Source organism: Streptomyces capillispiralis (genome assembly GCF_007829875.1).
Lineage (GTDB): Bacteria > Actinomycetota > Actinomycetes > Streptomycetales > Streptomycetaceae > Streptomyces > Streptomyces capillispiralis.
The window spans coordinates 2,218,986-2,245,434 of record NZ_VIWV01000001.1 but is presented as its reverse complement, the minus strand read 5'-3'; the positions used below and the strand labels follow the sequence as shown (position 1 = coordinate 2,245,434).

Here is a 26,449-nt window from a genome sequence, read left to right as displayed (position 1 = left end):
GTCGGAGCGCCCCTTACTGCTGCGGGGGCGGCTGCTGCCCGGGCGGGGCCGCCGGATAGGGCTGGCCCGGGACCTGCGGATACGGGTGGCCGGGCTGCGCCGGGGGCTGTCCCGACTGCTGGGGGTACGGGCCCGGCTGGCCGGGCATGGGCTGACCGGGGACGGAGTGGCCCGGAACGGGGTGACCGGGAAAGGGCGGCTGACCGGGGAAGGGCTGGCCGGGGACCCCTTGGCCCGGCATCGGCGGGGCGGCGACCGGCGGCGGGTTGCCGTCCGAGGTCCACAGCCCGTGCGACTGCTGGTGACGGACGAAGTCCTCGGCGACCATCGCCGCGAGGTTGAAGTACGCCTCCCGCACCTTCGGCCGCATCATGTCGAGGTCGACCTCCGCACCCGCGGCCAGGTGCTCGTCGAACGGTACGACGATCACGCCCCGGCACCGGGTCTCGAAGTGCGCCACGATGTCCTCGACCTTGATCATCTTTCCGGTCTCGCGCACCCCGGAGATGACGGTGAGGGACCGCGAGACCAGATCCGCGTACCCGTGCGCCGACAGCCAGTCCAGCGTCGTGCTGGCGCTGCTCGCACCGTCCACGGACGGCGTGGAGATGATGATCAACTGGTCGGCGAGGTCCAGCACCCCGCGCATCGCGCTGTAGAGCAGACCCGTGCCGGAGTCCGTCAGGATGATCGGGTACTGCTTGCCGAGCACGTCGATCGCGCGCCGGTAGTCCTCGTCGTTGAACGTCGTGGACACCGCCGGGTCGACGTCGTTGGCGATGATCTCCAGACCGGAGGACGCCTGCGAGGTGAACCGCCGGATGTCCATGTACGAGTTGAGGTACGGGATCGCCTGGACGAGGTCACGGATGGTGGCCCCGGTCTCGCGCCGCACACGGCGGCCGAGCGTACCGGCGTCCGGATTGGCGTCGATCGCCAGGATCTTGTCCTGCCGCTCGGTGGCGAGCGTCGAACCGAGCGCGGTGGTCGTGGTCGTCTTGCCGACACCGCCCTTGAGGCTGATGACGGCGATGCGGTAGCAGGAGAGCACCGGCGTACGGATCAGCTCCAGCTTGCGCTGCCGCTCGGCCTCCTCCTTCTTCCCGCCCAGCTTGAAACGCGACCCGCCGGCCGCCGGGCGGCTGCTCTTCGCCTTCTGCCGCTTGCTGTTGAGCAGCCGGTCCGAGGACAGCTCCACGGCCGCGGTGTAACCGAGGGGCGCGGCACCGGGGTTGGTCGGCTGCCGCTGGTCGTGCTGAATCGGCTGCGGCCAGGCGGCCCCGGTCCGTGGATCGACGGGCTGCTGCGGCGGCACCTGCCCGGCCTGGGGCGGCACCTGCCCGGCCTGCGGGGGCACCTGCCCGGCGTGCGGGGTCTGGGGGAGCTGCGGGGCCTGTGCCTGAGGCGGTACCCCGGGCTGCTGCGGCGGCATGCCCGGCTGCTGGGGCTGCTGTTGCGGCGGCAGGGGGAAGCCGTAACCGCCGGGCTGGGCCGGGGGAGCAGGCGTCGCGGGGGCGGGCCCTGCGGGCGGGAAGCCGTATCCGGCCTGCGGGGCAGGCGTGGGTGCGGGAGCGGCCGGGGTGTCGGGCTGCGGTGCGGCCGCACCAGGCGCTCCCGCCGGCGGGAAGCCGTAACCGGCCTGGGGCGCGGGAGGCTGCCCGGGGTGCTGCGGGGTGCCCGGCTGCGGGAAGCCGTACCCGGCCGGCTGCGGGAAGCCGTATCCGGCCTGCGGGGCAGGCGCGGGCGGGGTCTGCGGCTGCGGAGCGGGAGGCTGCGGGGCCGCAGCACCGGGGCCTCCGGCCGGCGGGAACCCGTACCCGGGCTGCGGGCCGGGCTGCTGTGCCGGCTGGACCGGGGCGGCGGGCGGGTTCCACGCGGCGGGCGCCGGCTGCGGCGCCTGCGGCTGGAACGGTGGCTGCTGGGCGCCAGGACCGCCCGGCTGCTCCTGGGCGGCCGCGGGCTGGGACCCCGGCTGCCCGGCCCCGCCCGCGTCCACCGGCGGCGCGGAAACCGGCGGGGCCTGCGGTGGCTGTACGGGCCACTGGCTCGCGGGCGCGGGAGCGGCGGGGTAGGCCGGGGGCACCTGGGGCGCCGGGGGAGCGGGGGTCCAGGCGGTCGGGGCGTCGGACGCGGCCGGGACGGCGGCGCCGGGCACGGCGTCGGTCACCGGCTTGGCGTCCTCGGGCTCGTCGGCCGGCGGTACGTCCTCCGAGGGCACCGCGTCCTCGGGCGCGGCCTCCGGCTCCTCGGGCGCGCCCTCGTCCTCCACGTCGGTCACCGGGGATCCGGAGTCGTCGGCTGTCAGGCCCTCGGCCACGACGTCCTCGGACCCCTCCGCATCCGCCGTCCCCTCCGCCTCCTCGGCGGCCGTCCCGTCGGACGCGTCGGAGGACTCCTCCGCGATCGCCGCATCCGGCGCCTCCCCGTCGGCGGAGGCCGTGGCGCTCCCGCCGTCGTCCGTCTCCGCGTCACCGGCCGGCTCCGGCCGCACCTCCGCCGCGTCGGCGACCGCCGTGGTCCCGGCTTCGGCCTCGGCCTCGGTAGCCGCCGCCGGCGGCTCGGCGATCTCCCGCTTCAGCGCGGCGGCGGAGAAGCGGATCGTGGCACCGCTCTCCAGGTCACCGTTGTCGCTCCGCTTCTCCGCGTTCCCCGCGGCCGCCGGTGCGGACCACGACGACTGGAACCCCCCGACCGGGATGTCCGGCACGGCCGCAGGGGAGGCCGAACCCGACTCCGTGCGCTGGTCCTCCCCTTCCGGCTCCGGCCGCTGCGGCTCGAACCCGCTTCCCACCGGAAGCCTGGGCACGGCCACCGGTCCCCCGGAAGGCGGCGCGGGCGGGGTGAACGGCGCGGGCGGCGTGAAGGGGGCGCTCGGTGCAGGCGCGGGTGCGGGGGGCGTGAAGGGCGCCCCCGGAGCCGGCGCCGGAAACGAGGACGGCCCCGAGGCCCCCACCGCGTGCGGCGGCGGAGTCAGCCCGGGCAGCGGCGGAACGGGCCCGTTGGGGGAAGGAACCGAAGGAACCGAAGTGGGCGAGGTGGGCGAAGGAGACGAGGCGGGCGAAGAGGGCGAGGAAGACGAGGAAGGCGACGAACCGGAAGAACTGCCGGAACCGGAACCGGAACCGAAATCGGAAGAAGAAGAGGAAGAAGCGGAGGAAGCGGAGGAAGCGGGCGACGCCGCTCCCGAGTCCGAACTCCCCGAAGCGTTCTGCGTGTACCAGGCCGGCGGTGCGTAGTCGATGGTGAACTCGCCCGTCGTCTCGATGGCGGACTCCGCGTCGGGCTGGTCATCGCCGGGTGTCGCCCAGCCCCCGCGCGTCCCGTCCCGGTCGCTGCTCACAGTTCCTCCTGGTGTGGTCGTGCACCCTCATGCCGTGCTGGGACGACCGTGCTCGTCGTCCGAAGTGCTCCGCGGTCCGGAGCCGTTCGAGGTCGTGCGAGGTCGTCCGATGCCACCGGTTTCCCCCGCTCTCACCCGGGACGCCGCCGCCCGGGTCACGGGTTCCGGCGTCACGCCCACTCCCAGCCTAATCACCACACGCCCCACATCGGCAGGCCCGTCCGTCCAGCGTCCACCCTCCTCGGCCCTTCGCGCCGGTTCGCGCCGACGAATGGAACACAACCGAGAGGCGATCACCCGGCATCACCGTACAAACCGGGTGTGAAGGGCCGTCACTTGGACAAGTGCGCAGGACAAGTGCACATGAGGCGAACAGCGGGCGGGGACCCGGGTCCCCGCGCATCTCCCGTCGGGGGCCGGTCAGTCCATGCGCCGTGGCGTGCCCAGCAGCCCGGTCTCGGCATCCGTGGGCCGGGTCGTCACGTACTGCCGGTCGCCGTCGGCGCACCAGAGCGTCACGCCGTCGGCGAGGGTGGGCAGCGACTCCACCTCCGCCGGCGAGAGCCCCATGGTGCGGCCCAGCTCCGTGGCCTCGTCGGGAGAGACCCGCTGGATGCCCGCCAGCCGCGCCCGCCGAAGGAGCCCGGGAGCGACGGGACTCAGGTACGGCAGCAGCGTGAGCACCGACTGCCAGGGACCGGAGACGACCCGTCCCCGGGGCGGCCGCATGCCGCAGTCCCGCACCACCAGCACCGGTGTCCCCGCGGACGCGCCCTGCGGCGGCACCCGTCCCACGTCGTGCACCGCCAGCCCGTTCTGCCCGCCCCCCATGGCATGCACCATCTGCAACCAGGACTGCGGACGTCCCGTCTCCACGGCGACACGGGCCCCCGTCGCCGCCGCCCGCAGGGCGAGCACCTGGGCCGTCCACAGCCCGCCGATCAGCACGACGTCGTACGGTGTGGGCCGGTTGAGCCCGAGCACCGCGGGCCGTCCCCCGGCGTCCACACCGGCGATGACCCCGTCGTCCCCGATCGGCAGCGACAGCGTGTCCACCTGGTCGGCGGGAAGCACATGCCGCCCGTGCCGGGGCCCGATCAGCCCGAACCCGCTGAGCAGCCTGCGGACCGCTGCCGGCCGGTCCGGGGACGGGGCGCCCCCGTCGGCGGGACCGTACGCCGGGGGATCGCCGGCCGTCCCCGTGGTGGGTGTCGTCACCGCGCACCTCCCAGCGGCAGTGTGGCCAGCATGGCGGGGAGCTGTTCCCTGTCCAGACGGACCAGGCCCGCACCGGCCTGCCGCGCGGCGTCCTCCAACGCGCGGCGCGCGGCCGCCAGTTCGTCGTCGCTCCGCCCGGTCACCCGCAGATGGCCGCGCAGGGACACCTCCTGCCCCTGACCGGGCGTGAGCGTGAGGCTGAAGGTGGTGGCGAGCGCGGGCACGGCGGTGACGCGCGCGACGAACCGGGGCAGCGACGGCCCGCTGTCGCCGCCCGCCCCGGGCCAGCGGCGTATCCAGTACGTCGTGTGCCTGCGGTTGTCGCAGCGCCAGCTGCGGCCGGACTCCTCGGTCCGCCGCTCCCTCGCCCCGGTCCGCCCCGCCTCCGCCGTCACCAGCGGATTGGCGCCCGCCGACGTGGCGAGCGCGGCGATCAGCTCCTCCTCGTCCAGGACGGTCGTCCGGAACCCCGCCCCCGTCAGCCGGCTGGCGAGGTGGTGTGCCGCACGCGCGACACACTTCTGCGCTCCGGCCTGCCCGCCGCCCCGCGCGGCCACCGCCTCGGGACACAGTTCGGGGTCCAGCTTCAGCGCGATCCACGTGATGCGCACCGCGGGCGCCGCGACCTGCTCCTGCAACGGCGCGTAGTTGGCGACCGCCACGGACTGCTGCGGCAGGTGCAGGGCGGGAGCGGGCTGCGTGTGCAGCACGACCTGCGCCGACTCCAGCCGGATCCCGTCCACTTCCAGGGCGTCCCGCACCAGAGCCAGCGGCAGCGGCTGCCGGCCGCGCTCCGCGCGCAGCGCGGTGACACCGGCCTCCACGCGCACGACCGCGGTGACGAAGGTGCCGTCCCCGATCATCCCCACGGGCCGGCGGTCCCGTATGCCGTGGGAGTACGTCCGCAGGGCGGGGTCGCACTCCAGTACCGGAACCAGGCCCGGCTCGGTCCCCGGCGCCACCTCCGCCGTCGCGGCGCGCCCGCGCCGCGCCCGCAACGCCCGCGCGGTGGCCAGCCATTCGGGCAGCGAGCGCCCACGGCGGCGGACCAGGGCGAGCGCCACGAGCGCGACGGCGACGGCCCCGCCCGGAACCAGGGCCACCGGCCCGATCACCCAGCCCACGAGCAGGGCGGCCGCCGCGATCTCCAACAGCACGAGCCGTTGCAACCGGAACGAACCGCCTTGTCCCGGACGCGCCCCGAGCCGAAGCGAACCCCGCGCGGACGGCCCGTCGGCCGACGGCCGCCCGCTCCCTCCGCGCCCGTCCGCAGACGCTCCCCGCACGCCCGCCGGACCACGCGCCCGCGTCCCCGAAGCCCTCACTCCATCCCCCGCTCTGGTCACAACAGCCCGAGCAACAACACCACTACGGCTCGGAAAGCCCGCGTACCCCACCTGCTCCACGCACACGGACGATCACCAGGCATAGTAGGGGGCCGGTCCGACAACGGGCGGCCGGGGACTGGGACCCCGGGGCGGTATCGGGGGAGCGGCAGTCACTCATGGCATCACGGCGGGACGAACTCAACGCCTACACGTTCGCGAAGCGGCGCATGCTGGCCGCCTTTCTGCAGCCCTCACCGTCGGGATCCGAGGAGGGAGCCCCCAGGCCGCTGCGGGCCGTCGTGCCGAGCCTGGTGGCCGGCGTGCTGGTGCTGGGCGTCTTCGGGGCGTGGGGCATGTTCAAGCCCACCGCTCCTCCCGGTTGGGACGAACCCGGTACGCGGGTGATCGTGGGCAAGCAGTCGACGACCCGTTACGTCGTCCTCAAGACTGACGGCGTCGAGCGTCTGCACCCGGTGCTCAACCTCGCCTCGGCGCGCCTGCTGATGAACGACGCGCAGTACCAGGTCGTGCAGGTCAGCGACAAGATCCTCGACTCCGGCGAACTGCCGCGCGGACCGATCCTCGGCGTCCCCTACGCACCCGACCGCCTGCCCTCCCCGGACGAGGCCGGGCGGGCCAAGCGCTGGGCCGTGTGCGAGCAGCCCGGCGGCAAGGACGGCAACGGGACGGTGCAGGAGGCGGCGTTCGTACTCGCCGGTCCCGACGAGAAGAGGACCGACGGACCGGAACGGCTCTCCGGCGGCGAGGCCCTGTACGTGACGACCCGTACCGGCGACCGCTTCCTCGTCGACGCGCACGGAACCGCGTACGCCGTCACCGGAGCGGAGACCGACCCGCTGACCATCGCCCTCGTCGGCTCCCGCAAGCCCCAGCCCGTCACCGAGGAGTGGCTCGCCACCCTCCACGAGGGCGACCCGATCCGCTTCCCGGTGCTGCCGTCCGGGGTCGGCGACCCGGCGGGCGTGCCGGGACAGCTGTCGGCGGACGAGAACAGGGTCGGCATGGTCCTCCGGACGGAGACCGGCGAGGGGACCCAGCACTACGTGGTGCTCCCCGGCAAGGTGCGGCCGGTCAGCGAGTTCACCGCCTGGCTGCTGATCTCCTCGCCGCAGACGGCCGTGCTGAACCTGAACGGCGAGGCCCGCACCGTGGGTCTGCAGGACTTCACCGCCGACACGGAACCCTTCGGGGGCCGGCCCGCCGACTGGCCGGACCGGCGGGTCCGCCAGGTCAACTCCGCGGACGGCGGGCGGGACACGGTGTGCAGCGTGCTGCGCGGCGTCGGCGAGGACAACTCCACCTCCCTCAGCACCTGGGCGGGCAGCGGCTATCCCGTCGGCACCACGGCCGACGGCACGAGCACGTACGTCACCCCGGGGACGGGCCAGCTCTACACACAGATCCAGGGCATGGCGTCCGAGGCCGGATCACTCTTCCTCGTGACGGACACCGGACTGCGGTACGCCGTTCAGGCGAACGGCGACAGCGACAGCGAGGCCTCGGACATCGGTGCCGATGGGCAGCGCAAGGGCCGCGACGGAACTCCCGAGCCCAGCGAGGCCCAGGCCAAGCTCGGCTACCGGAACGTCCGGCCGACGAAGGTTCCGCTGGCCTGGTCCGAGTTCCTGGCGAAGGGGCCCCGCCTCGACACCAACAGCGCCCGGCAGCCACAGGGTTCGTGACCCGGCCGCGCGTGCGCAGCCACGACCGCCGCACCCCCGGCACGCAACCGTTCGCACGCACGCACACTCGAAAGGGACCGTACCGGTGACGCCGACCAAGGCCGCTCTGCCGGCCGCCGTACTCGCCGTACTCCTGCCCGCCCTCGGAGCCGGCGCGCCCGCCCTCGCCCTCGGAGGCAGCGCGCCCGTGCCCGCCCTAGGAGGCAGCGCGCCCGCGTCCGCCCAGGGCGTGCCGGGACACCCCGGGGAGCGCGTCCGGCTCGCCGGCAGCGGTGCGTGCACCTATCCCAGCGAGAAACAGTTCAAGGCACGCCCCTGGTCGCTCCAGCGCGTACTGCTGGACGAGCTCTGGCAGGGCACCGACAAGGGCAAGGGAGTGCGGGTGGCGGTCATCGACACGGGCGTCGACGACGAGAACCCCCAGCTCGCGACGGCCGTCGACAAGGCGGCCGGACTGGACCTGCTCGCCGGGGGCAAGGGCGGCGACCCCACCAACGACGAGGTGGGACACGGAACCAAGGTCGCGGGCATCATCGCGGCCCGGCCCCGCGAAGGAACGGGCTTCGTCGGTCTGGCCCCGAACGCCACCGTCATCCCCGTCCGCCAGAACGACGCCGACAGCAGCGGTGACTCCGACAGCATGGCCCGGGCCATCGACCACGCCGTGGCGAAGGGCGCCGACGTCATCAACATCTCCCAGGACACCACCAAGCCCCTGTCCGCCACCTCCGCCCTGGCCGAGGCCGTCCGCGAGGCCATCGCGCGGAAGGTCGTCGTGGTCGCCTCGGCGGGCAACGACGGTCTGGACGGCAAGGCCAGGAACACCTACCCGGCGGCCTTCGACGGCGTACTGGCCGTGGCCTCGTCCGACCGGAACAACGAACGCGCCGCGTTCTCCCAGGCCGGAAGCTTCGTCGGAGTGGCCGCACCCGGAGTCGACATCGTCTCCACGGTCCCCGGCGGCGGCCAGTGCACCGACAGCGGAACCAGCTTCTCCGCCCCCTTCGTCGCCGGCGTGGCGGCCCTGCTCAAGGAGAAGCACCCCGACTGGAGCACGGCCCAGATCGTCACGCGGATCGAGCAGACGGCGGAGCGTTCCGTCAACGGACACGACGACTTCGTCGGCTGGGGCGTGGTCGACCCGGTCCGCGCCGTACAGGAGTCCGACGTCGCCGACCCTCCCTCGTCCCCCGTCCCCGACCCCGGCGCGACCGAGGCCCGCGCCCCCGACGTGGCCCCGTTCTCCCTGGCCGAGACCCCGGCGGAACGCGACGAGCGCCACGCCACCTACGCGCTGGGGATCACCGCGGTCCTGATCACCGTCATCGCCGGAACGGCCGTCGCCCTGCGCGACCTGCGCCGCCGCCGGGGAGAGGACCGAGGGGCGTGACGCCCCCGGCCCCCACGGCCCCGGAACGACGTCACTCGGAGCCCGCCGGGCCCCCCGGCGACGGCTCCAGGTCGAACTCGCCGTCCCGCGCGCCCAGGACGAAGGCACGCCATTCCGCCTCCGTGTAGCGCAGCACCGTCGCCGGATCGAGCGACGACCGCATGGCCACCGCACCGCCGGGCAGGTAGGCGATCTCCACCCGCTCCTCGTGCGTCTCCGTGCCCGGAGCGCTGTGCCACTCGACGCCGGAGATGTCCAGGGCGTACAACTCGTCCCGCTCGCGCTCCTTGCGCGCTCTGATCTCCTGGCGCGTCTCGGGTTCCTGGTCCGGCAGCTCAGCCATGGCGGAACGGTGTCCTTTCGTGACGTACGTACGATCCACGGTCACCGTACTGAACGCCTCCACGGGGAGGGCCCGCCCGATGACCGGATCACGCGGTTCTGGCGGACAGTACCCGCCCCGAACCGGCCTGTATTCGCTTTGCAGTTGGAACCCCCATGTCAAGTGACTAAAGTGGCTCCGGGTACCACGAGTGTGGTACGGCACGGGGGCGGCGCGAGGCTGCGACCACGCGTCGCGCGGGGGCGCAGCGGTTCTTGTCCGCCAGGACAGCCTGGATATCCGTCCACGGCGGCCCGTCACGGTGGTGACCAGCCACCGGTGCTTCACGAGGAGGGCAAGAGACCATGAGCGTCAATTACAGCGACTCGGACCTGACGGACCTCGCGGACAGGATCCGTGACTTCCACACGGACGTGAGCAGCAGGGTGACGTCGCTCAACAGCGTCGTCGACATGATCCAGGCGGGCTGGCAGGGCGCGGCGGGCAAGGAGTTCGACACCGTCCAGCGCGGTGTCAACCAGCACCTGAAGAAGATCCAGGACGACCTCGTCGACCTCGAGGAGGTCATGCGGATGAGCGTCAAGGGCTTCACCTCCCACGAGCAGGAGCGGGTGACGGAGATCCGCCGGGTGGACAACTCCTACCAGGTCACCAGCCGCATCACCGACCTCGCCTGACCTGCCCCAGCGCCGCCCGCCACCAGGAGAAGAACACACAGTGAGCGTCAACTACGACCGCACTGCGGTCAACTACGACACCGTCACCCAGGCCGCCCAGGACGTGCGCAAGACGGCCAAGGAGCTGGCCGAGCAGCTCGAGATCCTCATGCGCAAGGTCAAGGCCGTCGCCGAGACCTGGGAGGGCGAGGCCAAGACCGCCTACGCCGAGATCCAGCGCAGCAGCAGCTCGGAGATGGACCAGATGTGCCAGAAGCTGGCGCGCATCGCCCAGCTCCTGGACCAGTCGGTCATCGGCTACCAGGACACCGACCACGGCAACGCGGCCCGCTTCCGCATGCTGATGGGCTGAGAGACGGCACCGTCCCGCCCGGACGGAGAAGGGGAGGCGGCCCGGCCCCGGGCCGCCTCCCCGCCGTACGCACGCGGCGCACAAGTGCGCGCCCGCACAGCCGCGTTGCGCATCGCGAAGAGCGTGTGTGATCTTTGGGCACATGCGTACGAACGGGGGCGGCGCCGACGAACCGGCGACCGGTGACGCCGATACGGCATCGGAGGGCAGCGCCGGCACGACGCCACCGGCGGAGCCACGGCAGCCGGAGGGCATGGTCGGCACCGCGCCGGACGAGGCGGCCGGCCTGGCGGAGGTCGTACGGCGGGCGAAGGCCGGTGAGGCGTCACCGCAGGACGTCTTCGACGCGTTCCTGCGTGCCCGCGTCTACTGCGAACGCCCGCAAGAACCGGGCTTCCTGACGGTCACCGCACCGGCACGCCCCGCCGCCGGCACGTCCAGCGGCTCCCGCATCCTCGACCTGGCGACCGCGCCCGACCCGTCCGCCGGCGTCACGCCGCCCGACCGGCTGGTGCCGGTGTTCACGTCACTGGAGCGGTTCGAGCTGTTCACGGGCGGCGGAGCCTGGTTCTCGACGACGGGCGCCGACGTCCTCGACCTGCTGCCACCCGGCCTCGACGTGTGGCTGGACCCCGCCGCCGAGCACGCGGTGCGGCTCTCGTCGGCCGCCACGAGGACCGAGCCCGTGCTGCACGTCTCGTACCGGCCACGGGGCAGCGCCGCATGAGCGACGGGCAGAGCTGGCTCATCCCGCGGGGCGCGGACGGCGGCGAGTTCAAGTGGGAGGTCACGTTCCTCCAGTCGATCGCCCGGCCCCTCGAAGAGTCCACGGACGCGGCCCGCGCGATCTCCAAGGAACGCGCGGAGGCGAGGTTCGACCTCGCGTCCCTGGCCGGAGAGGACAGGACCGGGGCGAGCGAAGTGACCGGCGCGGTCAACGACTTCCTCGACAAATGGTGCCACGGCCTGGGCTGCATCGCCGACGACGCCGACGTGATCGTCTCCGCGCTGAGCGCCACCATCAACGACTTCCTGGTCGCCGAGACCAAGGCCCGGTACAAGGTCATGATGCTCGAACGGCAGGAACAGTACAAAGAGGACCACCCCGTCTCCACCTTCCTGGAGGAGCACGGCATCACCGAGAAGCGCACCGAGTTCCGTGGCCGTCTGGAGCCCGTCGACCGCGACGGCGAGGACCGGGGCCAGGGGTAGCGGCAGGAGCGGGGGAGCCCAGCATGACCGACAAGCGGTACGTCTTCCGCCGGATATGGATCGGCCCGGAAGACACCGTCCAGGACTGGATCCCGGGCAAGCCCTCCGCACTCGACCGGCTGACGAAGAAACTCGCCGCCGCGGCGGCCAACTTCGGCGAGGGCGCGGAACAACTGCGCAAGCTCAACACCGACCCCTGGCAGGGCGAGGCCGCGGAGGAGTTCCGCAAGACGGTCAAGAAGCTGCCCAAGGAACTCGACGGCGCCATGCACGCGTTCGTCGAAGCGGGCGTCGCGGTACTGGCGTACCGGAACGTCCTCGACGAAGCCCAGCGGCTCACCCGGCAGATCCTCGACCACGACGCACCCGTGGCCCGCGACCTCTCCCGCCAGTACACCCAGGCCGTGGACGACTACAACACGGCGGTCAAGGCGGGCGCGACCACCCTGCCCACCCGGCCCCCCGAGGCCGACCCGGGCAGGACCGCCATGGCCGAACTGGTCGCCGCGATCAACGGCGCGCAGGAGGAGGTGGCGAAAGCCGCGGGCACCGCCAAGCGGACCCTCCACAAGGCCGCCGAGAAGGCCCCGAAGCGTCCGAGCGGCTGGCAGCGGGTCACCGGCGGAGCGAAGGACGGCTGGAACGACCTCGTCGAGTTCGGCCTGGCGGTCAACCCGGGCCGGCTGCTGACCGAACCGAAGGCCTACCTCCACGACGGGGCGATGGTCCTCGACGGCGGCATCGGCGCGGTCAGGGACCCCGTCGGCTTCTCCAAGGACGTCTACCAGGGCGCCTCCAGCACCTGGGAGCAGTTCGAGAAGGACCCGCTGCGCATGCTGGGTTACATGGCGCCCAGCCTGGCCGGCGGCGCCGGCCTGCGCGGAGCGAGCGGCCTGGCCCGCCGCCTCGACGGCACCAACGGCGTGGGCAGGCCCACCGGTCTGGGCACCGCCGGATCCCACCTCGACGCCGGCGAACGCGGCGCCCACAGCGACAACAGCCCGCCCGCCCACCACGACCCCACCGACCCCGTCAACCTGGCCACCGGCAAGATGTACCTGCCGCAGACCGACGTGGCCCTGCCCGGCGCCCTGCCCCTGGTCTTCACCCGGCGCGCCGAATCCGGCTACCGCGCCGGCCGCTGGTTCGGCCCGTCCTGGTCCTCCACCGTGGACCAGCGCCTGGAGATCGAACCCGGACGCGTCGTCCTCGTCGACGAGCACGGACTGCTCCTCGCCTACCCGCACCCCGGGCCCGGCGAGACCGCCCTCCCCACGGAGGGCCCCCGCTGGCCCCTGCGCACCACACAGGACGGCTACACGGTCACCGACCCCTTCACGGGTACGGTCCGCCACTTCACCACTCGCGCGGAGGACCACGCCCCGCTCGAGCGGATCGAGGACCGTAACGGCAACCGCGTCACCGTCGAGTACGACCCCGCCGGCGCCCCGGCCGCGCTCTCCCACAGCGCGGGCCACCACATCCGCATCACCACCCGGGACCACCGGATCACGGCCCTGCACCTGACCGGTGCGGGCCCCGACGGAACCGACCAGGAACTGATCCGCTACGGCTACTCGCCGGACGGTGACCTCACCGAGGTCACCAACTCCTCCGGCCGCCCCCTGCGCTTCACCTACGACCCGGCCGGCCGCATCACCTCCTGGACCGACACCAACGACCGCGGCTACACCTACGCATACGACGACCGTGACCGCTGTGTCGCCGAAGGCGGCACCGAGGGCCACATGACCCTGCGCCTCCACTACGGCGAACGCGCCCTCGACACCGGGCTGCGCATCACCACGGCCACCACCGGGTCGGGCCACGTCCGCCGCTACCTCGTCGACGACCGGTGCCAGGTGGTCGCCGAGACCGACCCCCTCGGCGCGATCACCCGCTTCGAACGGGACCACCACAACCGCCTGCTCTCCCGCACCGACCCCCTGGGCCACACGACGCACCTCACCTACGACGAGGCAGGCAACCTCACCTCGGTGATCCGCCCGGACGGCCGCGTGTCCCGGGCGGAGTACAACGCCCTCCACCTCCCCGTGAACGTCTGGAACACGGACGGCACGACCACCCACCAGACCTACGACGACCGGGGCAACAGAACCACCGTCACCACACCCACGGGCCACACCACCCGCTTCGCCCACGACGAGCGCGGCCACCTGACAGCTGTCACCGATCCCCTGGGCCACACCACGACCGTCGTCTGCGACGACGCCGGCCTCCCCGTCCGCATCACCGACCCGCTCGGCGCGACGACGTCGTACGAACGCGACACCTTCGGCCGGCCCGTCACCATCACCGACCCCACTGGTGCCGTGACCCGCCTCGCATGGACTGTGGAGGGCCGCCTGGCCCGCCGCACCGCCGCCGACGGCACCACCGAGTCGTGGACCTACGACGGCGAGGGCAACTGCACCACCCACACCGACCGGCTCGGCGGCACAACCCGCTTCGAGTACACCCACTTCGACCTGCTGACGGCCCGCACGGGACCGGACGGCGTGCGCCACGAGTTCGAACACGACACGGAACTCAACCTCACGAAGGTCACCAACCCACAGGGCCTCACCTGGCGCTACACCTACGACCCGGCCGGCCGACTGACCGCGGAAACCGACTTCGACGACCGCACCCTCACGTACTCGTACGACGCGGCGGGCCGCCTGACGTCCCGCGGCGACGCCCTGGCCCGGACCCTGTCGTACGAACGCAACGCCCTGGGCCAGGTGACCCGCAAGCACACCGCCGACGGCACCACGACGTACACCTACGACGTCACCGACCAACTGGCGGAGGCCACCGCTCCGGACGGCGCGACCCTGACGATCCAGCGGGACGCCCACGGCCGCACCCTCTCCGAGACGGTCGACGACCGCACCCTGACCCACGCCTACGACGACCTCGGCCGCCGCACGGGCCGCACCACCCCGACCGGCGCGACCACGACGTGGACCTACGACCCGGCGGGCCGCCGCACCGGCATGACGGCCTCGGGCCGCGCGATCGACTTCACCTACGACCCGGCGGGCCGCGAACTGACCCGCCGCATAGGCGAAACGGTCACCCTGGAGCACACCTTCGACCCCCTGGGCCGCCTCACATCCCAGTCGGTGACCGGCACCGACGGCCGCTCCCTCCAGCACCGCGCCTACACCTACCGCGCCGACGGAGCCCTGGTCCGCATCGACGACCAACTCACCGGCGAGCGCCGCTTCGACCTGGACGCGGCGGGCCGCGTGACGGCGGTGCACGCCGAGAACTGGACGGAGCGGTACGCCTACGACGAGGCCGGCAACCAGACACAGGCCTCCTGGCCGACGTCCCACCCCGGTCAGGAAGCCACCGGCGTACGCGCCTACACCGGCACCCGCATCACCCGCGCCGGCCGCGTCCGCTACGAACACGACTCCCTGGGCCGCATCGTCCTGCGTCAGAAGACCCGCCTCTCCCGCAAGCCGGACACCTGGCACTACGAGTGGGACACGGAAGACCGCCTCACCTCGGTGACCACCCCCGACGGCACCCGCTGGCGCTACACCTACGACCCCCTGGGCCGCCGCACGGCCAAACTCCGCCTGGCGGAGGACGGCGAGACGATCACGGAGGAGGTGCGCTTCACCTGGGACGGCACCACCCTCTGCGAACAGACGACGACCTCCCCGGCCCTGTCCCACCCGGTCACCCTGACCTGGGACCACCGGGGCTTCCACCCCATCGCCCAGACCGAGCGCCTCACCGCCGCCGACGCCCCTCAGCAGGAAATCGACTCCCGCTTCTTCGCCATCGTCACCGACCTCGTCGGCACCCCAACGGAGCTGATCGACGACGAGGGCAACACCGCCTGGCGCACCCGCAGCACCCTCTGGGGCACGACCACCTGGCCGGCCGACAGCCCGACTTACACCCCCCTCCGCTTCCCCGGCCAGTACTACGACCCCGAAACGGGCCTCCACTACAACTACTTCCGCCACTACGACCCGGAAACGGCCCGCTATGTGACGCCGGATCCGCTGGGCCTGGCACCGGCACCGAATCCGCGCGCTTACATCCCGAATCCGCATATGTGGTTCGACCCCCTGGGGCTCGCACCTGCGGGATGCCCCAATGAGGAGCATCTGTTCCGAGGAACGACTCTGGGCTTCAACGCCAGTGAGGGAACACAAAACTCAGGATTCACACCCACCTCCACCGACCCGGGTGTGGCCACAGCTTTCGCCAGACACTCGGAACAATTCGGAGAGGCCGTGGTTCAGGTGATTCCGCGGAGCGCACTGGAAGGCGTCCAGCTGGAGACGGGGTACATTCGAGCCGAGGCCGAGGTCGCCGTCAGACTGCACGCTTCTGAACTGGGCCGACGGGCAAGCGTCCAACTCCCGGTGGACGTTGCTCACGACATTCTCAAAGGGATGGGTATACATGTACCGCGAGTGAAATCATATGAAGGAATCAGCGACGCACTTCAGTGGGACATACCCAAGCTCACGCCTGATCAGATAGCCAATTTCGTTGCGGAGGCATACAAGAATGGAACCTGAGTTCATGTCAGGGAAATTGCAGATCCATTCAATCGAAGAAAGGCTGGGTGACTCCACCGTCTGTGTCGTTCGTTGCGTAGGCGGTGTAGTTCGCCCCGGCCATCAATTCACGACGGCTCCACCTTCGGACGCCGCTGAAGCTGACCAGCACGTCACGCTCGAAGAGATCTATCGTTACGGCGCGAGGGTGGATTTCATTGATCCACCTCACAATGCGAAGGTCGTCTTCTCTGGGCCGGGGGTGACGATCCTGGCGCGCGGAGTGGTGCTGGTCTCCGAAGAGCAGAAAACCCCAGGCCAGTAAGTGCCACAGGCGTAGCACGCAGTAACCCAACGGAAGTCATGAATTTAGGGAGGAAGCTGATTGGTTCGTGACGTAGCGTGCTCCGCTCGGGAAGCGCCTTATCGAGCGTTCCGGCGATCCGACGGATCGGCGCCCAGACCACCGGATCGCCGACAACGCGACTGTGATCCGTTGACCAAACACACAGGGGCACCCCCGGCGGCGAGGTGTCGACGAGCCGGAAGACCGTCGGGTCCGAGGCGACCGGTCCGCACACGGCCGGCTCGGCACGCAGCAGTCCGACATCGGCCAGGCAGTCCCCGCCCAGCGCCACCGCGAGCGCCACATCCAGCTCCAGCAGGATCTTGCCCGGGTCGTGCACCGCCCGAGTCTCGCGCCACGGCTCAAGCGCCGCCGATATCGCCGCATCCAAACCGGTCCTGCGGACCGTCTCGACCAGCGGCACCGCGCCGGCCTGCGCAACCACTCCGCGCCCGCTGCCCTCGACGCGGACACACGGATGGGACAGATCGAAGGCCCTCTCAGAACGCACCATCACGCGTTGCTGCTTCTCACCGGAACAATCAGCAGGGGGTGCGGCAAGGCGGGCGGTGGCCGCCGGGTGGTTAGGGGGCCAGCACCACCCCCGACCGGGTAGCCAGCTGGATGGTCCGGGGCACCGGCCTTCCGTAGCGTTTCGGCCATGGAGATGACGAAGAGTACCCGGTGGGGCCGGTCCGGACGGTGGCGTGCGGGGCTGGCCCTGGCCGGGGTCGCCACGATCGGGACCGCATCGCTTCTCGGGCCGGGCACCACGGCCGAGGCCATGGACGCCGGCGGCGGGGACGCGCGGTCGCGGCTGCAGCGGGACGCGGACGCGGTACGGGACACGGGAGCCACCGGGCTGACGGTGCTCGCCCGGGACGCGGCCGGGCGCGAGACGAAGGCCCGGTCCGGCACCGCGAGCCTGAAGGACGGGGGCCGGGTGCCCTTCGACGCCTACTACCGCATCGGCAGCGACACCAAGACCTTCACGGCCGTGGCCACGCTCCAGCTCGTCGGCGAGGACACACTGAGCCTGGACGACACCGTTGAGCAGTGGCTGCCCGGGGTGGTGGCCGGCAACGGCAACGACGGCAGCCGCATCACCCTGCGCAACCTGCTCCAGCACACCAGCGGCCTGGCCAACTACACGGACATCGCCTTCGAGGACCCGGCGGAGCTGACACCCGAGCGCTTCCACGCACAGCGGTTCCGCTCGCAGACCCCCGAGGAGCAGGTCGCCATGGCGATGGAGCGCGCCCCCGGCTGGCTGCCGGACGCGGACGATCCGGGCGCCGAGACGCAGTGGGCGTACTCCAACACCAACTACGTGCTGCTCGGGATGGTCATCGAGAAGGCCACTGGCAACCCCTGGGCGCAGGAGGTGCACGACCGGATCATCGAGCCGCTGGGGCTGCGCCGCACGCTGATACCGGACACCTCGCCGTACGTGCCGATGCCGACGGCCGCCGGGTACACGCAGTTCCCCGGCCGGGACGACCTCACCGACACCACGCTGGCCGTGGGCGGCGGCGCGGACGGCGGCATCATCAGCACCACCCGCGACATGAACACCTTCCTGCGCGCCCTGATGGGCGGCCGGCTGCTGCCGCCGGAGCAGCTGGAGCAGATGCGCACCACCGTCCCGGCGCCCGGCTACGCCACCGACAACAGGACCCGCTACGGGCTCGGCCTCGCCTGGCGCCCGGCCGAGGGCTGCGGGGGCGGGATCTGGTACCACGGCGGCACCTCCTTCGGCACCGCCTCCGAGACCGCCGTCACGCCCGACGGCCGGGTATCGGCCGCGGCCGCTGCCTTCACCACGCGCTTCGGTGACGAGAAGCGCCTCCTCGAGCAGGCGGAGGCCGCGGTCCGCCTGCTGGACCGGGCGGTGTGCGGCGACCGTAAGCGCGGGTGACCAGGGGCGCGGGCGGCGCGGAGGGCGGTCGGGGCCAGTATCCCGCCGGCGGCGAGGGTGTCGACGAGCCGGGAGACGGTCAGGTCGGAGGCGACCGGCCCGAACACGGCCGACTCGGCCCGCAGCACCGCGATATCGGCCCGCTTGGTGGAAGCGCAAGGTCAGCTGCTATGAGACGCCCGCGGAGATCAGTTCAGGTTCCGCGCATGGCGATGCACGTTATTTTGTCATGCGAGGTGGGCCCGACGGGGCGACGAAATCCTGCTGACATCCGGTCTGCAATTGTGCTTCGAAAAACATGCGACTGGCCAAGTGGGCGAGGTCCTGGCGCTGCGTGCTGTTCTTCTCTTCAGCGGCCGATCCGCCGGCGCGAACGAGTACGGACAGGTACGGGCTGTCCATACCGGCCGTATGGCTCGACCCTACCGAATGAGGCTTGCATTCGGCGTACACAGCTGCCTGTCGATTCCAGACTACCGCTTCCGTGCCCACGTCGAAGTAAAAAGTGTCAGCCCCATCGGGCCTCTTCAGCTGCGACCGCCATTCATCGATGGAGCCGTCCTTCAACTCTGCAGTCATCTTGACAAATGCGTGATCGGTCGCATTCACGCACGTGAGCAGCAGCGAGCTGTCGGATGCTTTGCGGGACCAGTCCGATGCGAACGGCGAGTCAGGTGAGACAAGCCGCTCCAGGGGCTCGACGTTCGCAGAGAAGACGCCTTCGTTGCATGTCTCCGAAGCCCTCAGTTCTTTCGTGTCGTCTCTGAAGGCAGTGGCCCACACGCTCAATCCGACACCCACGACCGCCAAGGCACCGGCTGACATGATGACCAGCAACCGACGCCCACTCATTTTCGTCACCTGATTCTTCCGATCATCCCGGACCTTGCGTCACGCCTTGTGCCTATTGCCTCGATACTCGTGCAGAACGGAACGGGTGCGGTCGTTGCCTTTGAAGTGACCTTCGCGAACTGCGGCCTCGACCTCGGCCTGATTGAGGCCGGAAGGCTTCAGCACTCTTCTGGAGTTCCGAATCCTGATGGGCGAGTCCGAAGGCGTGGTGAGAGATGCCCATACTCGAGTCGAGTGGACGCTCGACAGGATTAGGAGGAACTGGGTACTCCTCCCCAGTAGATTTCATCATTGAAGCACAGGGGCTCGCAGGCCCTGCATTCGAGCATCGGTCGGACAGGCCTACTGCTTCGGTGCAGGGTAACTTACGGGTACGGTAGGCTTGTTCTCACACTCCAGGCTTTTTACCACTGCTCGCGTGGATCGCAACAGGTAGGTCACATGGGCTTCGGTAGACGTGTTCTCGGTCAGAGTGTCGGTCAATACACCGGCGAGTGGTGTCCTGCTTGCCTGATGTGGCGGAGTGCCCGGCATCTTGCACTTGACGTAGATGCCGTAGTGCGTGACCTCGCGGTGATCCTTCACCTGATGAAGTCGCACGTCGGAATTCACGAGTGTGGTGGTTCCTTCGCTGCCTTTCGAGTCGAAATCGAAGGGGGTGGAAGAAGGGCCGAACTCTATCCTCAATACTGCGTTTTTCCCGGCGCCGGACTTACTCATCGTGCAGAGCTCAGATGACCAATGGGTGCCCTCAGGGTCCCAGGACTGCATCTGCTTGAGGTATTCTTCGCGACTCTCCTTCAGGCTCATCGTGGATCTTTCGATGGTCTCGCCGGTGTCTCCGGTAGCATGGTCATTCACCCACTTGATCCCAGAGGCGCCGAGTACTTCTTCACAGCCGTCAGGAGCCGAATGCGGTTCGCCCGTTCCAGGCGAACACGATGTCACTGAAAAGGCGAGAGAAGCTAGGATCACGGGGATGGCGGCGATTCGCTTCATCAGTAACCTCGGATGTCCTTGGTATCGCTACGGGCACGGCCGTCGTTGTAGGATCTTTCCGCCTCTGCGGAGAGGTCCCAGATGTCATCTTCGGGCAAGTCTTGTGTCTCTGCGTAATTAAGCAGTGGAATCATGGCGTTGTACTGGCCAGTGGATTTCGCTTTTTCGATTCCTTCGAGGGCCTCATTTTTATTGTCGAACTCGTTCTCTTTGAGCCAGTCGAGTGTCTGGTTCGACATGTATGTTTCAGCTGCTCCGCCAGCCACCTCGAAAGCAAGGGGAACTGCGATGGCTGCAGCGGCACGCGTGGGGATGATCAGCTCAGAGGCCACTCCCACGGTGGTGCCGATAACGGCACCTGCGGCGAATGTGCGCCAGGCTCCCTGCTTCTCAAGTTCTCGGTTCGCAGCCTCCTTCTGATTTGCGAATTCCTGCCCGATGCTCTCGAAACGGGCTTGATCGAGTGTTCCATGCATCATGATGCTGTGCATCGCGACGCGCTTCACATCACCGTGGTCGTCACCTTGAGCGGCCATGACGCTGGTTCCATAAGCTTGCTGTGCCGAAGAGAGCGTGTTGTATGCCTCTTCGTCCCCGGCCAGTGCTCGTAGGAAGTTCGTTGTTTGCGTGGGGCCAAAGTCGACGAGATGGTTCTTTTCGTGACCGAAGCGATCATCGCGGCCGTTTCTGTCACTGCTGCCACCGAAGTCAGCGGCCGAGTAGTTGAGGCTGTCGATGTGGCCTGCCGCCATCCTCGACAGGCTTTCCATCATCCCGGGCTGTTTGTCGATCGCGTCGGCAGAGTTGTAGTTGCTCACGATCTTCGACATCAGTTCGGTCCTGGCCTCTCGGGACTCGATCTGTTGCTCGGTCTTCAACGGAGGGATGCTGGGATCTTCCGCGTCATAGGCGTAGCCGAGAGTGGCTGATTCGAGGGCATGACCAAGGTTGGCGTAGCCTTGCGGCTTCCCGTCACCGTCCACCGGCCAATCCCGCGCGTCCTTGCCCTGGCCGACGAAGTAGTCCCAGTTGCTGAGCTTTTCGCCGTCCAGCTTCGTCGAGCGGTCGAAGAACTCCAGTGACGCCTTCGGATTGTGGCCGAGTGCCTCCATGAAGCCGGCCATGGGATCCGAACCCGTGTCCTTGCCGTCCCAGTTCAGCTTGGGCGCCATCGCCAGCCCGGAGCCCCAGGCCAGCCCCGAGGAGATCCTTCCGTCCCCGGTCATGCGCCGCTCCGCGACGACGACAGCGTCACCGAAGTCCCGGAGGAACTTCGTCTCGTACGCGCCGTGGCGCATGAGGTTGCTCATCACCTGGAAGCCGTACGCCGATGTACCCCGGGTCTGGATGACGTCGTCACCGGCCTTGACCATCTCCGACTTCCAGCGCGTCATCTCAGCGCTGTCCGAGTGCGTCGCGGCGGCCAGTGTGAGGCTCCAGTTCTTCTGAAGCTCCTTGAGGTCCTTGGCGTGGTCCACTCCCAGCCTCGAACCGTCGCTCGGGTCGCCCATGTCGGCCCAGTACTCGAGGTTGCCCTTGACTCCCACCTCGAGGGCGAAGCGTTCGGCGAAGTACTGGTCGCCCCTGTTGTCCTTGAAGTACCTGTTCAGGCGGGCGATCTCCTCGGGCGAGGCGTCGTCCCCCTTGGCGACGATCTTGGCGGCTGCCCTGGCGTCCTGGGCATCCTGCGCCTTGCCCGCCTGCTTGAGAGAGTCGTAGTCCGTGCCGGAGAAGTTGTGCTTGTCCTTGCCCACCAAGGCGCGCAGAGCCCGAGACGCGATCTCGTCGGCATCGTTGGCCCTGTCCAGCGCTGCCTTGATGGCGCTCCTTGCCTTTTCGAAGTCCGCTTCGGCGGGTTCCGGCCCGGAGAAGTCCTTACTGCGCCGGCTCGGGTGAACCAGGTAGCCGACGGTGCCGTCCGCACCGATGTGAAGGCCCTTGCCGTGCGCCGCTTCGACGACCTCCTGGAGCGCCTTCTTCGCCGCCTTGAACTCACCCAGTGCGTCGCGCAGGACGTTCCGGATGCTCTGCGCCTCCTTCGCGGCGTCCCCGAACTCCTTGGCGGTCTTCTTCACGAAGGGCAACGTGATGCCGGCGTTCTCGCCCGACCAGTCGGCCTTTCCGGCCTTCTTCAACAGGCCCCTGGCGGCCTGGTCCTCCAGCTTTTCCAGCTTCTTGACCGTCTCCGTCCAGTCGTCGACGGCGTCCTTGAGACTGCCCAGGCGTGCGTTGAGTAGTTTCTCGAAGTCCAACACGGCGCCGCCCTACTTGAAGTGCTTGGTGATCTGCTCGACGGACAGGTTGGTCACCAGAAGCTCCTCGTGCTTGGCGTGCGTCACGACGGTGTCCTCCAGGTGATTGTGGATGTGGGCGCACGCGCTGAGGAGCGCTTCCGCCTGTGACCGCCAGGTGTCCCATGCGGCCCACATGGCCGAGCCGGTCCGGAAACCGTCCGCGTCCAGGCTGCTCGCGGCCGTGTCGGTGTTGGCCCCTGCGTGGAACGCGCCCGCCTCCAAGCCGTGATACAGCTCCTGGGCCTCGTTACCGACGGCCTTCAGGTCCGGTGACGTCACTGTGTAGTCACTGCCGCCGGATCCACCACCCCCGGAAGCGGCGAGCTGGTTCAGCTGCATGCTGCTCTGCTGCCGCGCGAGTGCGTCGTTGCGGGCCTGGCCCCACATCTCGTCGAATGACACGTCGGTTCCTTCGAACTGTCGCTGACGACTGGTCTTGCGGTGCGTGCGCCCCTCAGGAGCGCCGGCCCCTGTCCTGGCCGCTGGTCGGCGGCGGGGGAGCGATGTGCCCCGGCGGGGGGCCGTAGGCCGGGGGCTGTTGAGGCGCGGGCCCGTAGGGGGAGTACGGCGGAGGAAGGGGCGGGGACGCCGGCACCGGGGCTGAGCGTCGGCGGCGGGCGCGGAGTGTCGGTATGGCGACGGCCGCCGCGAGGAGGGTACCGGCGGCTGCGCCCAGAGCAATCCACGAGGAATTGAGGCCGTCGCTGTTGGTCGAGGCGGCGGTCGCGGGACTCGCCTCGTCGGTGACGGAGTCGTTGCCCCCTGCGCCTGCCGATGGGGATGTCTCGGCCGACGGCGGCTTCGAGGCGGCTGCGGCCAGGTCGGGGAGGGGGAACTCGTCCGCGGGGCCCGGATCCCCCGGGTTCTTCAGTGCGATGCGGGGACGGACGATGCCGTAGCCGACGAAGTCGGTTCGCTGTGCACCGCTGTTGGCCTTTCCCGCGGTGTTCAGCATGACCCGGAGTACCTGGTGGTTGGTCCAGTCGGGATGCTGGGCCCAGATGAGCGCGGCCGAGGCCGAGGCCAGCGCTGTCGAGGCACTGGTTCCGCTTCCTGTGCAGACCTGAGTACCTTCCAGGCAGGCGTTGATGATGTCTTCACCGGGGGCAGTGAGGTCAACCTGCGGACCGCTCTGAGATGTCTCCAGCACGTTGCCGTTCTTGTCCGCCGCCCCGACTCCTACGACGCCCGGTGTGGAAGCTGGGTACTCCGGAAGGTTCGACCTGTCGCCGGCGTTGCCGACGGCGGCGAAGATCAGCTTGCCCTTCGCGATGGCGTAGCGGACCGCGGAGGCGAGTTCCGGCGTGCCGACGTTCTTCCTGCCTGGTGCGTTGGAGCTGCCCATGGAGATGTTGATGATCTGCGCGTCGGTGTCCGCCGCGTAGCGAATGGCCCTCGTCAGAACGCGTGAGTACTCGGCCTTGTTGTCGACTTGGCCGTAGTTCTCCGTGGCGTAGCGCATACGAATGGGGAGGATCTTGGCGGCTGGCGCAAGGCCGTAGGAGCCCTGCTGGGATCCCCGTGCGCCTGTGGCTGCGATCAGTGCCGCCATGGACGTTCCGTGCTGATCGATGTCGGTGTGCTCGTCACCACGCTGCTCGGAGTAGTCCTTGCCGTCGAGGACCTGACCCTTCAGGTCGGCAAGGGAGTCGTCGACGCCGGAGTCGATGACTGCGACGGTGACGCCCTCTCCCTTGCTGACCTTCCACATCTCCTCGGCATGCATGGCGTCGAGGTGCCATTGCATGTCACGTACCGACTCGGCGTGGGCGGGTGTGGCGGCGATGCCGACGAGCAGCAGGCCGAGTGCAGCCGATGCCACCGAGAGAGGCCGCCGCGTTCGTTTGCTCCTGCTGCGCATGTGCCTTCCTGCCTATGTGCTGACGTGATCTGGGGTCTCAGTCGATGACCGGCGGAACCGCTCGCGAATCCCTGCGGTTCCAGGTCTCTTCCTCTTCAGCGAGGTAGTCCGGTCGTTGATTCTGCTCCTGCCGAGTCTCCCGGCGGGGGACCTGCTGATGGGGTGCGAGCGCGGTGCCGCCGGTGCGACCGGACGCCGAACCGTGCGCCGGGTCGCTGGCGCTCGGTGGCCGCACCAGGCCGGCGCCGCCGGGCGTGAACGGCCGAGACCCGGTACGCCCCGGCTGGGCCGGCCGGTTGCCGAACACACCGCCGGTCTCCGACGCGAGGCGTCGCGACCCGCCTGTACTGCTCTGCCCGGAGGACGGGCCTGCGGCCGCAGGAATGCCAGGAGGGACAGCACGCCCCATCGGCCCGTACCCCTGCGGTGCACGTCGTTCGCCGCCGATCACCGTCCCTTGAGGAATGCCGGTCGACAGCCTGCCCCCACCGGGCGACACCGGACGTCCCCCGATGATCCCGGTCTCTCCAGGCACACGGAGGCGGCCTCCGCCTGCAGTTCCCTGGCCGGGCAGCAGAGGCGGCCGAGTGACCGACGGCAACTGCTGAGGTCCGAGTGAGCCTTGAGGGCTCAACCGGCCCAGTGCGCCAGGAGGGACGACAGCCGGTTGTTGCATGGCGTCGGGACGCGGACCGGGGCCGTTAGGCGGCGTCGGCGCATTGGTGGAAGAAGGAGATCGGGTGTCCGGCACAGTGGCCACGCTGTCGATCTCCATCGTGGCAGGGCGTGACGGCTCCCTGTCAGGCGTCCGGGATCCCTCGGAGGGAGTCACGTATGAGCCGGTCGGTACGGGGGCGGGCGCCCCGGTACGCTCCTGGAACCCACTGGTCCCGGAGGAGAACGTGGTCGCCGCAGAGGAACCACCGGGCACAGCAACGGCGTGCTGGTCCGACTGCCGCCACTCCCCCTCGTCAAGGTGATCGGCCGGTGGCGCAAACGTGGGCGGCGGCACGCTGTTCACCTGATACGCCGAGTACTCGTAGGTTTGAGCCAGCTTCCGCAGCTGCTGCACGGCCTCCGCGCGCGCCGCCTCCATCCGTTGCTGCGCCGCCGCCGCGTCGGACTGGGCCGTCTGCGCCAGCTTGCGGGCCTCGGGATCGTTGCGGGCACCGGGGTCCTCTGCTGCTGCCAGCGTCTTCCTCGCGTCGGCGAGGTCCGCCTCGGCCCGGGTGGTCTCGGAGGTGTCCGGCAGCGCCGCCTTGGCCTCCGCGACCGCCTGGGCCACCGTCGCCATCCAACGCGACGCCACCTCGGCGTACTCGCCCAGACGGAGCGTCGCGGCCGCGCTCTGTCCACCCCAGTCACGGAAGGCGTCACCGCCCTCGCCCTGCCACTCCAGCCCCTTGACGTACGTCATGAGGTCGTCGCCGATCTTGGTGATCGTCGACGAGGCCTTGGACAGTTTGGCCGCGAGCTGGGACGCCCCCTCAGGGCTCGCCGAGTCGAGAAGCGCCGCCAGTTGCTCGTGGGTCATGGACTCGAAGTCCGTACGGGCCGGTCGCGGCGTTCCGCGGCGCGCCTGCTCTCCCATCAGTAGGTCGCCCCCTTGTCGGATGCGGATCCGGGTGTGTCGGCGTTCTGGTTCGGCCCCTCCACATACGGATCCCGCCCCACGACGTAATACTTCTCCGCCTCCGCGTTGACCGCCTTCATCCGCGCCTTGATGTCGGCGTCGAGGTTCTCGTAACCCACCCGGGACGCGTGCACCGCCAGCCCCATGCCCTCGATCTGCGCGCCGAGTGCCTTGGAGAGGTTCTCCAACTCGTCGTGCACGATGGCGTAGGAGTCGTAGAGGAACTGCGCTTCCTTGAAGTCCGCGGATCCCAGCTGGGCGCGTGAGAGACGGTCCTGGCCGACCCTGGTCGGGGCCGCCTCGGAACCGTCCAGTTCGCGCAGCAGTTCGTCGACGCGCTTCTTGAAGCTCTTCATGGCGCTGTGCTGGATGTCCAGCGCCATCTGTGGGTTCACACCGGACAGCGTGTCGAACGCCTTCCCCGTGTCCGGCGCACCACCCGAACCACTGC

Annotated in this window: 19 protein-coding genes and 2 pseudogenes; 8 read left to right on the top strand and 13 right to left on the bottom strand. The window is 70.0% G+C overall.

The genetic code is table 11. The features are described from left to right. Window positions 1-13 precede the first annotated feature (13 nt). The 3 genes from FHX78_RS09050 to eccE form a co-directional block, all read right to left on the bottom strand. Window positions 14-3,340: an SCO5717 family growth-regulating ATPase gene (locus FHX78_RS09050; RefSeq protein ID WP_145866937.1), complete on the bottom strand. Its 3,327-nt coding sequence runs from the start codon at window positions 3,338-3,340 to the stop codon at window positions 14-16. A 420-nt stretch (window positions 3,341-3,760) separates the two neighbouring features. Then, entirely contained in the window at window positions 3,761-4,558 is a 798-nt protein-coding gene (locus tag FHX78_RS09045) for a hypothetical protein (RefSeq protein ID WP_145866936.1), read from the bottom strand. Next, the gene (eccE, locus tag FHX78_RS09040) at window positions 4,555-5,883 is read right to left on the bottom strand and encodes a type VII secretion protein EccE (protein WP_189908746.1); all 1,329 of its coding nucleotides are present in this window, start codon (window positions 5,881-5,883) and stop codon (window positions 4,555-4,557) included. Before eccE ends, FHX78_RS09045 begins: the two co-directional genes overlap by 4 nt. A 179-nt stretch (window positions 5,884-6,062) precedes the next feature. Between eccE and eccB the strand changes: the two genes are divergently transcribed. Together eccB and mycP (FHX78_RS09030) are read left to right on the top strand one after the other, a co-directional pair. Further along, window positions 6,063-7,589, top strand: coding sequence for a type VII secretion protein EccB (gene eccB / locus FHX78_RS09035; RefSeq protein WP_145866934.1), 1,527 nt, complete (start codon window positions 6,063-6,065; stop codon window positions 7,587-7,589). An 85-nt stretch (window positions 7,590-7,674) separates the two neighbouring features. Next, on the top strand, window positions 7,675-8,979 hold the full coding sequence (gene mycP / locus FHX78_RS09030; protein WP_145866933.1) for a type VII secretion-associated serine protease mycosin: 1,305 nt from the start codon (window positions 7,675-7,677) through the stop codon (window positions 8,977-8,979). Between the two features lie 31 nt (window positions 8,980-9,010). Here mycP (FHX78_RS09030) and FHX78_RS09025 read toward each other — a convergent pair whose 3' ends face one another. Further along, on the bottom strand, window positions 9,011-9,322 hold the full coding sequence (locus FHX78_RS09025) for a DUF397 domain-containing protein (protein WP_145866932.1): 312 nt from the start codon (window positions 9,320-9,322) through the stop codon (window positions 9,011-9,013). 344 nt (window positions 9,323-9,666) lie between these two features. On the opposite strand from FHX78_RS09025, the gene FHX78_RS09020 reads away from it, so the two are divergent. From FHX78_RS09020 to FHX78_RS09000, 5 genes are all read left to right on the top strand, one after another. Then, the gene (locus tag FHX78_RS09020; RefSeq protein ID WP_145866931.1) at window positions 9,667-9,999 is read left to right on the top strand and encodes a WXG100 family type VII secretion target; all 333 of its coding nucleotides are present in this window, start codon (window positions 9,667-9,669) and stop codon (window positions 9,997-9,999) included. A gap of 40 nt (window positions 10,000-10,039) precedes the next feature. Further along, on the top strand, window positions 10,040-10,351 hold the full coding sequence (locus FHX78_RS09015; protein ID WP_145866930.1) for a WXG100 family type VII secretion target: 312 nt from the start codon (window positions 10,040-10,042) through the stop codon (window positions 10,349-10,351). A 142-nt stretch (window positions 10,352-10,493) separates the two neighbouring features. Continuing rightward, a complete protein-coding gene (locus tag FHX78_RS09010) occupies window positions 10,494-11,078 on the top strand; it encodes an SseB family protein (protein WP_145866929.1) in 585 nt (194 codons plus the stop codon). Beyond that, the gene (locus FHX78_RS09005; RefSeq protein WP_145866928.1) at window positions 11,075-11,563 is read left to right on the top strand and encodes a hypothetical protein; all 489 of its coding nucleotides are present in this window, start codon (window positions 11,075-11,077) and stop codon (window positions 11,561-11,563) included. The genes FHX78_RS09010 and FHX78_RS09005 overlap by 4 nt, the downstream gene beginning before the upstream one ends. A 23-nt stretch (window positions 11,564-11,586) precedes the next feature. Beyond that, window positions 11,587-16,116: a DUF6531 domain-containing protein gene (locus FHX78_RS09000; protein ID WP_145866927.1), complete on the top strand. Its 4,530-nt coding sequence runs from the start codon at window positions 11,587-11,589 to the stop codon at window positions 16,114-16,116. Between the two features lie 512 nt (window positions 16,117-16,628). On the opposite strand, the pseudogene FHX78_RS08995 reads toward FHX78_RS09000, so the two are convergent. After that, window positions 16,629-16,955, bottom strand: a pseudogene (locus FHX78_RS08995) (transposase); the annotation flags it as partial. 153 nt (window positions 16,956-17,108) lie between these two features. Between FHX78_RS08995 and FHX78_RS08990 the strand changes: the two are divergent. Continuing rightward, entirely contained in the window at window positions 17,109-18,359 is a 1,251-nt protein-coding gene (locus FHX78_RS08990) for a serine hydrolase domain-containing protein (RefSeq protein WP_167531722.1), read from the top strand. On the opposite strand, the pseudogene FHX78_RS38150 reads toward FHX78_RS08990, so the two are convergent. The 8 genes and pseudogenes from FHX78_RS38150 to FHX78_RS08955 all read right to left on the bottom strand — a co-directional run. Next, window positions 18,341-18,499, bottom strand: a pseudogene (locus tag FHX78_RS38150) (IS1380 family transposase); the annotation flags it as partial. The gene FHX78_RS08990 and the pseudogene FHX78_RS38150 overlap by 19 nt on opposite strands. Window positions 18,500-18,578: 79 nt before the next feature. Beyond that, window positions 18,579-19,196, bottom strand: coding sequence for a hypothetical protein (locus FHX78_RS08985; protein WP_167531721.1), 618 nt, complete (start codon window positions 19,194-19,196; stop codon window positions 18,579-18,581). Between the two features lie 357 nt (window positions 19,197-19,553). Continuing rightward, on the bottom strand, window positions 19,554-20,210 hold the full coding sequence (locus FHX78_RS08980; protein WP_145866925.1) for a hypothetical protein: 657 nt from the start codon (window positions 20,208-20,210) through the stop codon (window positions 19,554-19,556). Beyond that, the gene (locus FHX78_RS08975; RefSeq protein WP_145866924.1) at window positions 20,210-22,465 is read right to left on the bottom strand and encodes a hypothetical protein; all 2,256 of its coding nucleotides are present in this window, start codon (window positions 22,463-22,465) and stop codon (window positions 20,210-20,212) included. The genes FHX78_RS08980 and FHX78_RS08975 overlap by 1 nt, the downstream gene beginning before the upstream one ends. 9 nt (window positions 22,466-22,474) lie before the next feature. After that, entirely contained in the window at window positions 22,475-22,906 is a 432-nt protein-coding gene (locus FHX78_RS08970; protein WP_145866923.1) for a hypothetical protein, read from the bottom strand. Window positions 22,907-22,958: 52 nt separating this feature from the next. After that, window positions 22,959-24,365, bottom strand: coding sequence for a type VII secretion-associated serine protease mycosin (mycP, locus tag FHX78_RS08965; RefSeq protein WP_145866922.1), 1,407 nt, complete (start codon window positions 24,363-24,365; stop codon window positions 22,959-22,961). A gap of 37 nt (window positions 24,366-24,402) precedes the next feature. Beyond that, on the bottom strand, window positions 24,403-25,899 hold the full coding sequence (locus FHX78_RS08960; protein ID WP_229924204.1) for a WXG100 family type VII secretion target: 1,497 nt from the start codon (window positions 25,897-25,899) through the stop codon (window positions 24,403-24,405). Window positions 25,900-25,955: 56 nt separating this feature from the next. Continuing rightward, window positions 25,956-26,393 (bottom strand): hypothetical protein, encoded by a 438-nt coding sequence (locus tag FHX78_RS08955; protein WP_373313141.1) that lies wholly within the window; start codon window positions 26,391-26,393, stop codon window positions 25,956-25,958. Window positions 26,394-26,449: the final 56 nt, after the last annotated feature.

Coding starts and splice junctions, on each gene's coding strand:
- FHX78_RS08980 (WP_145866925.1), bottom strand. CDS start 20,210: ATGAAGCGAATCGCCGCCATCCCCGTGATCCTAGCTTCTCTCGCCTTT.
- FHX78_RS08990 (WP_167531722.1), top strand. CDS start 17,109: ATGACGAAGAGTACCCGGTGGGGCCGGTCCGGACGGTGGCGTGCGGGG.
- FHX78_RS09005 (WP_145866928.1), top strand. CDS start 11,075: ATGAGCGACGGGCAGAGCTGGCTCATCCCGCGGGGCGCGGACGGCGGC.
- FHX78_RS08960 (WP_229924204.1), bottom strand. CDS start 25,899: ATGACCCACGAGCAACTGGCGGCGCTTCTCGACTCGGCGAGCCCTGAG.
- FHX78_RS09010 (WP_145866929.1), top strand. CDS start 10,494: ATGCGTACGAACGGGGGCGGCGCCGACGAACCGGCGACCGGTGACGCC.
- FHX78_RS09020 (WP_145866931.1), top strand. CDS start 9,667: ATGAGCGTCAATTACAGCGACTCGGACCTGACGGACCTCGCGGACAGG.
- FHX78_RS09025 (WP_145866932.1), bottom strand. CDS start 9,322: ATGGCTGAGCTGCCGGACCAGGAACCCGAGACGCGCCAGGAGATCAGA.
- mycP (WP_145866922.1), bottom strand. CDS start 24,365: ATGCGCAGCAGGAGCAAACGAACGCGGCGGCCTCTCTCGGTGGCATCG.
- eccB (WP_145866934.1), top strand. CDS start 6,063: ATGGCATCACGGCGGGACGAACTCAACGCCTACACGTTCGCGAAGCGG.
- FHX78_RS09000 (WP_145866927.1), top strand. CDS start 11,587: ATGACCGACAAGCGGTACGTCTTCCGCCGGATATGGATCGGCCCGGAA.